This is a genomic window from Shinella sp. HY16 (assembly GCF_028534175.1).
Taxonomy (GTDB): Bacteria; Pseudomonadota; Alphaproteobacteria; order Rhizobiales; family Rhizobiaceae; genus Shinella.
Window position 1 is genome coordinate 819,010 of sequence record NZ_JAHYXL010000001.1, and the last position, 12,060, is coordinate 831,069.

Annotated in this window: 14 protein-coding genes; 5 read left to right on the plus strand and 9 right to left on the minus strand. The window is 65.0% G+C overall.

Annotated features, from left to right (window positions below; genetic code table 11):
• Window positions 1-90 precede the first annotated feature (90 nt).
• Both K0P03_RS04030 and rnhA read left to right on the plus strand, forming a co-directional pair.
• Window positions 91-1,056, plus strand: a complete 966-nt coding sequence (locus K0P03_RS04030) for a homoserine kinase (RefSeq protein WP_023512605.1) — start codon at window positions 91-93, stop codon at window positions 1,054-1,056.
• Complete coding sequence (gene rnhA / locus K0P03_RS04035; protein WP_023512604.1) at window positions 1,053-1,493, plus strand: ribonuclease HI; 441 nt, start codon at window positions 1,053-1,055, stop codon at window positions 1,491-1,493. The genes K0P03_RS04030 and rnhA overlap by 4 nt, the downstream gene beginning before the upstream one ends.
• Before the next feature lie 102 nt (window positions 1,494-1,595).
• Here the strand turns inward: rnhA and K0P03_RS04040 are convergent, their stop codons facing one another.
• A complete protein-coding gene (locus K0P03_RS04040) occupies window positions 1,596-2,081 on the minus strand; it encodes a peroxiredoxin (RefSeq protein WP_023512603.1) in 486 nt (161 codons plus the stop codon).
• Between the two features lie 113 nt (window positions 2,082-2,194).
• Window positions 2,195-2,983, minus strand: coding sequence for a protein-disulfide reductase DsbD domain-containing protein (locus tag K0P03_RS04045; RefSeq protein ID WP_272788967.1), 789 nt, complete (start codon window positions 2,981-2,983; stop codon window positions 2,195-2,197).
• 172 nt (window positions 2,984-3,155) lie between these two features.
• On the opposite strand from K0P03_RS04045, the gene K0P03_RS04050 reads away from it, so the two are divergent.
• The 3 genes from K0P03_RS04050 (at window position 3,156) to K0P03_RS04060 (ending at window position 5,225) form a co-directional block, all read left to right on the plus strand.
• Window positions 3,156-3,761 carry a YqgE/AlgH family protein gene (locus tag K0P03_RS04050; protein ID WP_023512601.1) on the plus strand — a complete coding sequence of 202 codons (606 nt, stop codon included), beginning with the start codon at window positions 3,156-3,158 and terminating at the stop codon, window positions 3,759-3,761.
• A gap of 99 nt (window positions 3,762-3,860) precedes the next feature.
• The gene (locus tag K0P03_RS04055; RefSeq protein WP_272790443.1) at window positions 3,861-4,052 is read left to right on the plus strand and encodes a CsbD family protein; all 192 of its coding nucleotides are present in this window, start codon (window positions 3,861-3,863) and stop codon (window positions 4,050-4,052) included.
• Between the two features lie 117 nt (window positions 4,053-4,169).
• Window positions 4,170-5,225, plus strand: coding sequence for a zinc-binding metallopeptidase family protein (locus K0P03_RS04060; RefSeq protein WP_272788968.1), 1,056 nt, complete (start codon window positions 4,170-4,172; stop codon window positions 5,223-5,225).
• Window positions 5,226-5,232: 7 nt separating this feature from the next.
• Here K0P03_RS04060 and K0P03_RS04065 read toward each other — a convergent pair whose 3' ends face one another.
• From K0P03_RS04065 to K0P03_RS04095, 7 genes are all read right to left on the minus strand, one after another.
• Complete coding sequence (locus K0P03_RS04065; RefSeq protein WP_371260047.1) at window positions 5,233-8,076, minus strand: EAL domain-containing protein; 2,844 nt, start codon at window positions 8,074-8,076, stop codon at window positions 5,233-5,235.
• 122 nt (window positions 8,077-8,198) lie between these two features.
• The gene (locus K0P03_RS04070) at window positions 8,199-8,792 is read right to left on the minus strand and encodes a GNAT family N-acetyltransferase (protein ID WP_023512597.1); all 594 of its coding nucleotides are present in this window, start codon (window positions 8,790-8,792) and stop codon (window positions 8,199-8,201) included.
• Window positions 8,793-9,055: 263 nt separating this feature from the next.
• Entirely contained in the window at window positions 9,056-9,205 is a 150-nt protein-coding gene (locus K0P03_RS04075; protein ID WP_023512596.1) for a DUF1127 domain-containing protein, read from the minus strand.
• Window positions 9,206-9,313: 108 nt separating this feature from the next.
• Complete coding sequence (locus K0P03_RS04080; protein WP_050743469.1) at window positions 9,314-9,667, minus strand: cupin domain-containing protein; 354 nt, start codon at window positions 9,665-9,667, stop codon at window positions 9,314-9,316.
• A 21-nt stretch (window positions 9,668-9,688) separates the two neighbouring features.
• Window positions 9,689-9,985, minus strand: coding sequence for a putative quinol monooxygenase (locus K0P03_RS04085; RefSeq protein WP_272788969.1), 297 nt, complete (start codon window positions 9,983-9,985; stop codon window positions 9,689-9,691).
• Between the two features lie 32 nt (window positions 9,986-10,017).
• The gene (locus K0P03_RS04090) at window positions 10,018-10,656 is read right to left on the minus strand and encodes a glutathione S-transferase family protein (RefSeq protein WP_272788970.1); all 639 of its coding nucleotides are present in this window, start codon (window positions 10,654-10,656) and stop codon (window positions 10,018-10,020) included.
• Between the two features lie 99 nt (window positions 10,657-10,755).
• Window positions 10,756-12,051, minus strand: a complete 1,296-nt coding sequence (locus tag K0P03_RS04095; protein WP_023512592.1) for a M16 family metallopeptidase — start codon at window positions 12,049-12,051, stop codon at window positions 10,756-10,758.
• Window positions 12,052-12,060: the final 9 nt, after the last annotated feature.

The following is a 12,060-nucleotide window of genomic DNA, read 5'->3' on the forward strand; positions in this document are numbered from 1 at the left end:
GGGGAGAGGATGCCGGCAGGCAGGTGAGGGGCGGCCGTCCATGCCATCCCGTCCCGTCGATCCTACCACCCCGCAAGCCTGAGACCCACCGTGGCCGTTTATACCGATATCACCGAAGACGATCTCGCCCGCTTCCTCACTGCCTATGACGCGGGCACGCTGCTGTCCTACAAGGGCATTGCCGAGGGCGTGGAGAATTCCAATTTCCTGCTGCACACGACGGCAGGCGCCTTCATCCTGACGCTCTACGAGAAGCGCGTCGACCGAAACGACCTGCCGTTCTTCCTCGGTCTGATGCATCACCTGGCCGAGCGGGGTCTTTCCTGCCCGCTGCCACTGCCGCGCAACGACGGCGCGCTGCTTGGCGAGCTTTCGGGCCGCCCTGCCGCGATGATCTCCTTCCTCGAGGGCATGTGGCTGCGCAAGCCTGCGGCGAAACATTGCCGCGAGGTCGGCCGCGCGCTGGCCGAAATGCATCTGGCCGGCGAAGGGTTCGACATCACCCGCGCCAACGCGCTCTCCGTCGGTGGCTGGCGGCCACTGTGGGAAAAGTCGGCGGACCGCGCCGACGAGGTGGAGACCGGCCTGCAGGATGAGATCGCCGGCGAACTCGCCTTCCTGGAGACGAACTGGCCGAAGGGCCTGCCGTCGGGCGTCATCCATGCCGATCTCTTCCAGGACAATGTGTTCTTCATCGGCGACGCCCTGTCGGGTCTCATCGATTTCTATTTCGCCTGCAACGACCTGCTCGCCTACGACGTCTCCATCTGCCTCAACGCGTGGTGCTTCGAGAAGGACGGTGCGTTCAACCTGACCAAGGGCATGGCGCTGCTTGAAGGCTACGAAAGCGTGCGCCCGCTTTCGCAGGAGGAGGCCGCGGCCCTGCCGCTGCTGGCGCGCGGCTCGGCGCTGCGCTTCTTCCTGACGCGGCTCTACGACTGGCTGATGACGCCGCCCGGCGCGCTTGTCGTCAAGAAGGATCCGCTGGAATATCTGCGCAAGCTGCGCTTCCACCGTCAGATCCAAAACCCTGCGGAATACGGTCTGTCGCGATGAAGCATGTCGATATTTTCACGGATGGCGCCTGCTCGGGCAATCCCGGCCCCGGCGGCTGGGGCGCAGTGCTGCGTTACGGTACGGTCGAGAAGGACCTGTGCGGCGGCGAGGCCGAGACCACCAACAACCGCATGGAGCTGACGGCGGCGATGAGTGCGCTTGCCGCGCTCAAGACGCCCTGCGAGGTCGATCTCTACACGGATTCGAAATACGTCATGGACGGCATTTCGAAATGGATCTTCGGTTGGAAGAAGAACGGCTGGAAGACCGCCGACAAGAAGCCCGTGAAGAACGGCGACCTCTGGCAGGCGCTGGATGCCGAACGCCTGCGCCACAAGGTGGAATGGCACTGGGTCAAGGGCCATGCCGGCCACCCGGAAAACGAACGCGCCGACGAGCTCGCCCGCAAGGGCATGGCGCCGTTCAAGAAGGGGTAGGGCGCTCCGGCTGATTGCCGCTCGTTCCCCTGCCGGGACCTTCTCCCCGCGAGCGGGGAGAAGGGGCGGTAGCCGGATGAGGGGCCTAGCCCCCCTTTGATCTCAAAGCTGCTCGATCATCGCCGCCGCGCCGGAAACGGTCGCCTGGCCGGGGCTTTCCTCGATGTTCAGCGCCTTCACCACGCCGTCCTCGACGAGCATGGAATAGCGCTTGGAGCGCACGCCGAGCGTGCCGGCGGAGAGATCGATGTCCATGCCGAGCGCCTTGGTGAAGCCGGCATCCCAGTCGGCGAGGAAGCGCAGCTTGCCGGCGCCGCCCGTGGAGGTCGCCCAGGCGCCCATCACATGGTGGTCGTTGACTGCGACGACGGCGATGTCGTCCACGCCCTTGGCGAGGATCGCGTCGCGGTTTTCGAGATAGCCCGGAAGATGGTTCAGCGAGCAGGTCGGCGTGAAGGCACCCGGCACGGCAAAGAGCACGACGCGCTTGCCCGCGAAAAGGTCTGCGGTCGAGATGTCGGCGGGACCGTCCGGCGTGCGCTCCTTGATCTTGAGCTCGGGCAGCTTGTCTCCAACGGAAATGGTCACGGAGTCTCTCCTGTCTGATAGGGAATGGCGAAGGCCGGAAGGGGCCTGCCGGCGGCACTATAAGCAGCGCCGGCAAAAGTGCGAAGCGGTTTTCCGCCCGAAACGCCGCGGGTTCACTCGACGGCGAGCGGGGCTTCCATCGTCTTCTCGCCGGAGCGGAGCGTCAGCTGGATCGGGTTCTTCGCAAGGTCGAACACCTTCGGCCGGTGCAGCACCGGAATGTCGGCGACGAAGGCATTGCCGTCCCGCCGCACGGGGCCGGCCGCGCCGAATTCGAACGGGGCGCCCGAGAGGAAGACATCCGTGGGTGCCGCGTCCGCCGGTGCCTCGAAACGCACGGAAATCGTCTTGCCGTCCGCCGACCAATGGCCGTCGAGTGGCCGGAAGCCGTCGCCCGCCATCCCGGGAAGGGTCGCCTCGGCGGCGGCGATCGCCGTCTCCTCCAGCGGGTTGGTGAAGCCGTCGCCGCCCGGCTCGACCGTCAGCTCGGCCTGCACGGGGATACAGATATCCTTGCACACGCCGAGGAAAACCGTGGCGGTGACAGTGCCGCGCGCCGCCGTGGCGAGTTTCATCGGCAGGCGCACCGGCGCGTCATAGCCGATATAGTGGTTCGCCTCGTCGCCGAGCCGGCGCGGCGCAGGAAAGCCGATCGAGGTCAGCGTTGCGCCGGAGACGGTGATGGACGGCGGAATGCCGCTGCCGCCGGGGTCACGCCAGTAGGTCTTCCAGCCGTCATGCAGGCGGATGTCCAGCATGGCGCGCGCCGAACCGTCGGTTTCCGCCGGAAGCACCACGAGGCGCACGTCGCCGCCCGGCGTCTCCACCCAGGGCGAGGTTGCCGCCGAGGCGGCGGAGGACAGGAAAAGCAGCGCGATTGCAGCAGTTTGCAGGCGTTTCATGGGTCAACATCTAGCGCTGCGGCGGAATGCTTTCCAGCAACAAAAATGCACGGACCGATCATAAAAGCTTGATCGCCCGCCGGGACACCATACCTTTCTTGCAGGGCTGGCGTTCTGCGCCGGCGAAAAGAACGCTTTTCATTTGATGGCGAATTGGTAGGCTACATCCATTATGGCTATGTCGGTTCTGAAAAACAGGCGAGAACGCGGCTTTCTTGACGGTCAGTTCCTGATCGCCATGCCGGGCATGGCCGACGCCAATTTTACCCGCACCGTCGTCTATATCTGCGCCCATTCGGACGATGGCGCCATGGGCTTCGTCATCAACCGCCCGCAGCAGCTGAACTTCTCCGATGTGCTGCTGCATCTCGACCTGCTCGGCGAGGACGAGGTGATCCGCCTGCCCGGCGCGACGCTGGATTTTCCCATCCGCTGCGGTGGGCCGGTGGAGAGCGGGCGCGGTTTCGTGCTGCATTCGGACGACTACATGTCCGAATCCTCCATTCCCGTCAGCGACGACATCTGCCTCACGGCGACGCTGGATATCGTGCGTGCCATTTCCCGCGGCCGCGGGCCGGAGAAGGGCCTGATGATGCTCGGCTATGCCGGCTGGGGCGCAGGCCAGATCGAAAACGAGATCGGCGCCAATGGCTGGCTGTCCTGCCCGGCCCAGGAGGAGCTGATCTTCGACACCAATCTTGACAGCAAATACGAGCGTGCGCTCGCCCTGATGGGCATCTCGCCCGCCATGCTCTCCGCCGAGGCCGGCCACGCCTGAGCGGCGCGGCAAATTTTCTCCAATGCTGCCGGAACCTGTCGCAACGCCTGCCGTTTATGGAGCGCGTCAACAATTGCGCCTCTAACAAGGAGTACGATGGTGGGTAGCACGAGCGACAAGATCAAGGGCACGGCCAACGAGTTGGCCGGCAAGGCAAAGCAGGCCGCAGGCAAGGCCGCCGGCAGCCCGAAACTGCGCGTCGAAGGCGCCGTCCAGGAGGCCAAGGGCAAGACCCAGAAAGCGGTCGGCAAGGCCAAGGATGTCGTCAAGGGCGCCGTCGATCGCCTCTGACCAACGACTTGCGGGACGGCGCGCCGCGTCATCCCGCCAGCGCAAAGCCTAAATACCCGTATCGCCAACGGCCGATGCGGGTATTTTGTCGAAGGGCCATCGCCGTATCGAGGCATCATGAAACTTTTCACCTGTGCGACATGCGGCCAGACCACCTACTTCGACAACCGCGTCTGCGTGCGTTGCGGCTCCACGCTCGGGTTTCTTGCCGAGGACATGACATTGCATGCCCTGGTGCCGGAGGGCGAGGGGCTCTGGAAGATCGCGCCGGGCGAGGGCGTCTACCGCTTCTGCGACAACGCCGCGCAGGATGTCTGCAACTGGCTGCTGCTGGCTGACAGCGCGCACGCCTTCTGCGAGGCCTGCCGCCACAACCGCATCGTGCCCACCACGGACCCGAAGGGGCTGGAGCGCTGGCGGCGTATCGGCGCAGCCCAGCGCCATCTCTTCTATTCCATCCTGCGCTGGAAGCTGCCGCACCCGACGCGCGAGGACGACCCTGCCGGCGGCCTCGTCTTCGATTTTCTGGCCGACGAGCTGGATGCCGGCGGCAATGTCGTCCAGGCCGCCATGACCGGTCACGAGGACGGCCTCGTCAGTCTACGCGCGGCCGAGGCCGACGATGAGGTGCGCGAGGGCGTGCGCGTGTCAATGGACGAACCTTACCGCACGCTGCTTGGCCATTTCCGCCATGAGATCGGCCACTTCTACTGGACCCGGCTCATCCGCGAGGAGGCGACGCTGGAAGAGGCTCGCCGCCTCTTCGGCGACGAGCGCGCGGACTACGCCGCCGCCCTCCGGCGCAACTACGAACAGGGGCCGCCCGCCGACTGGCCGCAACATTTCATCAGCGCCTATGCCAGCTGCCACCCGGCGGAAGATTTCGCCGAGTGCTGGGCACATTTCTTCCACATCGTCGATACGCTGGAAACCGCCCGCGCCTTCGGCCTCAACACCGATCCGAAGGGCCACGAGGAGCTGGAGGCCGAGGTCACCTTCGATCCCTACCGTGCCCCGGATGCCGGTCGCCTCGTCGAAGCCTGGATCCCGCTCAGCGTCGCCATGAACGCCATCCAGCGTTCGATGGGCCAGCCCGACAGCTACCCCTTCGTCCTGCCGCCACCGGTCGTGCAGAAGCTGGATTTCATCAACAGGCTGGTGAGGCGTTCGTAGCGGGCGTCTATGCCCGCTTCATCAGCGGAAAGCGCTCCTTCAGCAGCCGCAGCACGGAATCGTAGCCGATCGGCGGGCCGAAGAGATAGCTCTGGCCGAATTCGCAGCCCATGTTGCCGAGCTCGATCGCGTCCTCTTCGGACTCGATGCCTTCGGCGACGACCTGCATTTCCAGTTCCCGCGCCATGGAGATGACGGAGCGGAGCAGCACGGTGCGCTTGTCGGAACCGTCGCGCACCAGCGCCTTGTCGATCTTGATCGTGTCGAAGGGGAAGCGGGTGAGATAGGAGAGCGAGGAATGGCCCGTGCCGAAATCGTCGAGCGCGAGGCCGAGGCCGACATCCTTCAACTTGGTGAGGATCAGGCGGGCCTGCTCGGGGTTCTCCATCACCACGGATTCGGTGAGTTCCAGCTTGAGCTTTTCCGGCGCGCAGCGCGTCTTGGCGAGCGCGGCACGCACGTCGTTGTAGAGCTCGTTGTTGAGGAGCTGGGCGCTGGAGAGGTTGACCGAGACGAAGACGGGCAGGTCGCCGGTCTGGAGCTGCCAGTCCATCAGGTCGCTCGCCGCCTTGTCGAAGGCGAAGAGGCCGAGCTGGTTGATAAGGTCGGAGCTTTCCGCGATCGGGATGAATTCCGTCGGCGAGATGTTGCCGCGTTTGGGGTGGTCCCAGCGCATCAGCGCCTCGAAGCCGGCGATCTCGGCATCGGAAAGGCGGACGATCGGCTGATAGACGAGCGAGAGTTCCTTGCGCTCGATGGCGCGGCGCAGGTCCGTCTCGATCTGCAGGCGATCCGCGCCGAAGGTGCGGAAGGCGGGACGGAAGGGTTCGACGCGGTTGCCGCCGCCCTTCTTGGCCCGGTACATGGCCAGTTCCGCATCGTTGAGCAGGCCCGGCGCGTCTTCCTGCTGGTCGACCCAGGAGACGAGGCCGATCGAGGCGGTCAGGATGATCTCGCGGCCGCCGAAATTGATCGGCACCATGATCGCCTTGCTGACCGCATCGGCGAAATCCGCGACCTTGGCGGGGTCGCGCTCCGACATCAGGATAAGGCCGAACTGGTCGCCGGCAAGCCGTGCCAGCGTGTCCTGCGGCTTCAGGAGGCGGCGCAGACGCCGGGTGAGGGCGATGAGGATGTTGTCGCCGGCGGCGATGCCGAGCGCATCGTTGACCTGCTTGTAGCGGTCGATGTCGATGGTCAGCACTGTCGGGCGCACAGTGTCCGAGCTTGCGGTGAGCGACAGGATCGATTGCAGCCGGTCGAGGAAGACCTGGCGGTTCGGCAGGCCCGTCAGGTTGTCGTGCAGGGCGTCCTGCAGCAGGCGGTCGACGGAGTTCTTCTGTTCGGTGATGTCGATGATCGTGCCGACGCAGCGGATGATCTCGCCGTTCGCGCCGAGCACCGGCCGGGCGCGGATGGCGAGCCAGTGATAGTGGCCGTCCTCGGCGCGCACGCGGAACTGATGGTTGAGCCGGCCCTTGCGGTGCTCCAGGAGCACGTCCAGCGTCGCGCGAAAACGGTCGCGGTCGTCCGGATGCAGACGCGGCAGCCAGTTGCGCGCCGGGCCGTGCATGACGCCAGGGGCAAGGCCGAGCTGGATGGAGATGTCGGGGATGGTGACGACGCGGTCGCGTGCCACGTCCCAGTCCCAGACCGTGTCGCCGGAGCCCGTCAGCGCCAGCGACTGGCGCTCGAGATCGGAGAACAGCCCTTGGCTGTAGGCGCCGCCGGCAAAGGCGTGCTGCATCACCGTGAAGCCGATGAGCAGCACGATCAGCACGAGGCCGCCGCCGAGCGCCGGCTGGATGATGTCGTTGTTGAGCTGTCCCGTCACCGTCAGCCAGGCGCCGAACAGCCAGACGAGGATGAGGGCCCAGGCGGGCACGAGCAGGATGGCGCGGTCGTAGCGGTTGAAGCCGAGATAGGCGATCAGCACGATGCCGACCGTGCCGGTCAGGGCGAAGGAGAGACGGGCGATGCCGGAAGCGATCGGCGGATCGTAGATCGCGACGCCGAAGAGCAGGCCGAGGCCAAGAATCCAGGCGAGCGTCGCATAGGAAAGATGCGCGTGCCAGCGGTTGAGGTTCAGGTATGTGAAGAGGAAGACGACGAGGCCTGCGGCGAGGAACACCTCCGTGCCGGCGCGCCAGATGCGCTCGTCCCCCGCGGTGATGCTGATGAGCTTGGACAGAAAGCCGAAGTCGACGCAGATATAGCCGAGCACGGCCCAGGCGAGCGCGGCCGTCGCCGGCAGCATGGAGGTGCCCTTCACCACGAAGAGGATGGTGAGGAAGACGGCGAGCAGGCCCGCAATGCCGAGCACGATGCCGCGATAGAGCGTGAAGGCGTTGACCGTGTCCTTGTAGGAATCTGGCGCCCAGAGATAGATCTGCGGCAGATCGGGCGTCGCCAGCTCCGCGACGAAGGTGACGACCGTGCCGGGGTTGAGCGTGATGCGGAAGACGTCCGCCTCGTCGCTCGGCTGGCGGTCGAGCGCGAAGCCTTCGCTCGGGGTGATCGAGATGATGCGCTTTGCCCCAAGGTCCGGCCAGAAGAGTTTCGACTGCACGAGGCGGAAATGCGGGGCGACGATCAGGCGGTCGATCTGCTCTTCAGAGACGTTGGCGAGCGCGAAGACGGCCCAGTCGCCCTGATGGTCCTGCGAGGTGGCGCGCACCTCGATGCGGCGCACGATGCCGTCCGTTCCGGGTGCCGTGGAGACCTGGAAGGCCTCGCCCCGGCCGGTATAGATTTCCGTGGTGGCGGTGAGGTCGAGCGCGGTGTCGTCACGGGAGATCTTGACGGGTTCGACGGCAAAGGCGCGTCCCGTCATCATGCCGGAAAGGAGCATCGTGGCCAGAAGGATGAGAGCGAGCAACCGGCTGGCATGCAGCGTTTGCGGCACGGATAGAGGCTTCATTGAAACTGCATGGTCCTTAGGTCTGCCCAGTCCTGTCGCGCCCCGGGTGCCGCCTACGGCCGCCTGTCGGCCGCCAGAAGCGAAAACATCACGTGGTCGCGCCACTCCCCGTTTATCTTCAGATACTCCCGAAGGTAGCCTTCCTGCCGAAAGCCGGCCTTTTCAAGGAGACGGATGCTTCTCTGATTGTCTGGAATACAGGCTGCCTCGATACGGTGCAACTGAAGGCTCGAAAAGATATACGGTATGACCAGTTTCAGGGCACCATGCATATGGCCCTGGCCGGCATGCCGCTCGCCCATCCAGTAGCCGATCATGCAGCATTGCGCAGCGCCGCGCCTGATATAGCCGATGGTCAGCCCGCCGAGCAGCGCCTTTTCCTCGCGCGCGAACACGAAGAGCGGCACGGCCTGGCCGGAGGAAAATTCCTGTTCATTTCTGAGAACACGGGCGCGAAACGCGCTCTCCGTCAACTCGTCGTTGCGCCAGGTCGGCTCCCACGGCTCAAGGAAGCGGCGGCTTTCCGAGCGCAGCTGATACCATTGCCGGTAGTCCTGGAAGCGGGGCAGGCGCAGGAGGTGCCGATCGTCGGCAAGTTCCACGGTGTCGGACTGCCGGGACAGAAACCGAAAAACCGACCGTGCCATTCGCCCTCCGCGCGCGCCGATGCGTGGCGTGCCTTGTCGGACAAGATTATGCCGAGAGGCTCACCGGCGTCAAATGGTCCGGGGGGACTGGGGCCTCGGCGTGGCGGGAAAAGTCCCGAAAAAACAAAACCCGCCTTGCGGCGGGTTGCGTCTTCAAAGCCATCGGCGCTCCACCTTCCGGTGAGGGCGGGACGACCGGTTCGAGCGCTTCATCAAGCGCGCCCCGTCATCAGGCCTGGCGCCCGGCTTTCCTGCCGGATGGCTCAGCCGAAAACAACGAGGCCCTTGACGGCGGACTGGATGTTCGAGCGCGAGATGCCGAGGTCCTGGAGGGCGCGGTCGTCGAGGGCGTTGAGTTCACGGACGGCACGGCGGTCGGCGGCGTTCTTCTTGAGCTTTGCGAAGATGTTCATTGGTCAACTCCTTTGTGTTGCCAATGATATAAACAATCGCGTGCCCGGAAAAAATGCATATGCTTGCAGCGTAGGCATGCGTTTTTTGCATGGCACCGTGAATGCCTGCTACTCGAGATCCTCCTGGGCGAACACCGCTGTCACATGCAGGTCCGTCGTCTCCAGCCGGCCGGGGCCGAGATTGACGAACTTGTGCGGCACATTGGCCGGCCCGAAGACGATCTGCCCGGCGCTTGCCTCAAGCTGCCGGTCGCCCACCGTGAAGAGCGCACGGCCCTGACGCACGATGAAGATCTCGTCATAGGGATGCCGGTGGAGCGGCGGGCCGCGCCCGATCTCGTCCGTGGTGTAGAACACGACGGAGACGTCGGTGCCGAAGGCCTGGCCTTCGAACTCGCCCTGCCAGACGTCGGGCTTTTCCGCCCATTGGGCGCGTTCGAGCATCGCGGCGATTTTCTGCATGATTTTCCCGTCTTTCCGATTTCAGCCGGCCGGATCGAAGCCGTCCATCAAGATATAGGTACCCTTTTCCCGCTGATGGGCGTCGATCTGCGGGACGAGGCGGCGGAAGTGTTCGGTGGCGCAGTGCACATCCAGCGCCGCACGGTCCGGCCAGGTTTCGATGAAGACGAAGTGGCCGGGATTCTTCTGGTCCGTGAAGAGATCGTAGCTGATGCACAGCGGCTCCCGGCGGGTGAGCTCGATGAGCTCCCGGTAGAGCGGCCGGACGATATCGACCGCCTCGGGGCGAATGAAATCCTGTGCGATGACCTTGAGCATGCTGATCCCTGTATCCTGACGTGCCTCGCCACTCAGTCCGCCGCCGCGAAATGCGCCATCTGGTCGGCATGGGCCTTGGCAAAGGCAGGACGGGCGGTGGCGCGGGTCATGTAGGTATGGCAGGCCGGATAATCCACCAGCCCGCCGAAGCGTTCGACGAGGCGAAGCACGTCCGCCATCACGATGTCGGCGATGGAGAAGCGGCCGGCCAGCCACTCACGTTCCGAAAGGACCGCTTCCATGCGCTGCAGCCGCAGCGTGAGAAAGCTGTCGAGCGGCTTGCGCGAGGGTGAACCTGTGGGAACGTTCGCGAACATCAGCAGGGCCCAGGGCAGGCTCGCCATCTCGACGGAATTGAGTGCCGCGAAAAGCCACTTGATGGCGTCGCTCCGGCCGCGCGGATCGGTGGGCATCAGGGCCGCGCTGCGTTCGCCGAGATGGAGCAGGATCGCACCGGTCTCGAAGATCGAGATGTCGCCATCCACGAGCCAGGGCACCTGGCCGAAGGGCTGGTGCGCGAGGTGCCTGGCCTTGCGGTCGCCAAAGGGCACGCTCTCGACACGGTAGGGCAATCCGGCCTCCTCCAGTGCCCAGCGCACGCGCAGGTCGCGCACGAAGCCGCGCGGCATTTCGGGCATCCAGTCGAAGGTCGTGAGAACGAGGTCGGCCATGGTCCATCTCCTTTCCGTTTCAGGACAAGGACGGACACGCCATCTCCGTTCCGACACCGCTGCCGGAAGTTTTCCCGGCAGTTGTGGGAGATGGTCTCCTCAGCTCGCCGCGCGGTCGGGAAGGGCCTGGCGCGACAGCGAACGCGTGATGTCGCCGGTCGAGACGAGATGCTCCAGCGGGCCGATGGCCGAGATGGTCGGCACGGTATCGAAGAACAGGCGGCCGGCAAGGTCCGTCAGGCGCTCGATGGTGATGCCGGCAAGGCGCTCCATCAGCTCCTCGTTGGGGATCGGGCGGCCGTAGAGCATCATCTGGCGGGCGATCTGGCCGGCGCGGGCTGCAGGGCTTTCCTGACCCATCAGAAGCTGGGCGCGGATCTGCGCGCGGGCGCGCTCGATTTCCTGCTGGTGGATCGTCTCGGAGGACTTCTTCAGCTCGTCAAAGATGACGGGCATCAGTTCCGGCAGGTTCTCGCCGCCGGTCGCGGCATGGATGCCGAAGATGCCGGTGTCCGAAAAGCCCCAGTGGAAGGCGTAGATCGAGTAACACAGGCCCCGGTGCTCACGCACCTCCTGGAAGAGGCGCGAGGACATGCCCCCGCCGAGGATGTTGGCGAGGATCTGCGAACAGTAGAAGTCGCGGGCATGGTAGGCCTTGCCCTCGAAGCCGAGCAGCACCTGCGCATCCATCAGGTCGCGCGTCTCGCGGATGTCGCCGCCGGTATAGCGGGCCGGTTCGAAGACAGGCGAGATTTTCGGTGCGGTCGGAAGTGAGGAAAAGCGGTCCTCGACCTGGCGCACGAAGTCTTCGTGGTTAACGGCACCGGCCGCCACGACGAACATGCGGTCCGTCGTATAGTTGCGGTCGAGATAGGAGCGGATCTCGCCGGGCGAGAAGGACAGCACCGAGTCCGGCGTGCCGAGAATGGCGCGGCCGATGATCTGGTCGCGATAGGCGACCTCGGAGAACTTGTCGAAGACCACGTCGTCGGGCGTGTCGTTCGCCGCGCCGATTTCCTGCAGGATGACGTGTTTCTCGCGGCGGAGCTCTTCCTCGTCGAAGACGGATTCCGTCAGGATGTCGGCAAGGATGTCGACCGCGAGCGGGACGTGGTCCTTCAGCACGCGGGCGTAGTAGGAGGTGGTCTCCGTCGAGGTGGCGGCGTTGACCTCGCCGCCGACATTCTCGATTTCCTCGGCGATCTGGCGGGCGGAGCGACGCTCCGTCCCCTTGAAGGCCATGTGTTCCAGAAGATGGGCGATGCCGTGCTCGTCCGTGGTTTCGTTGCGTGACCCCGACTTGATCCACACGCCGAGAGCGACACTCTCGAGATGCGGCATGTTTTCGGTCACCACGGTCAACCCGGATTGAAGCCGGGTGCACTCAACTTTCATCCTGCGCAC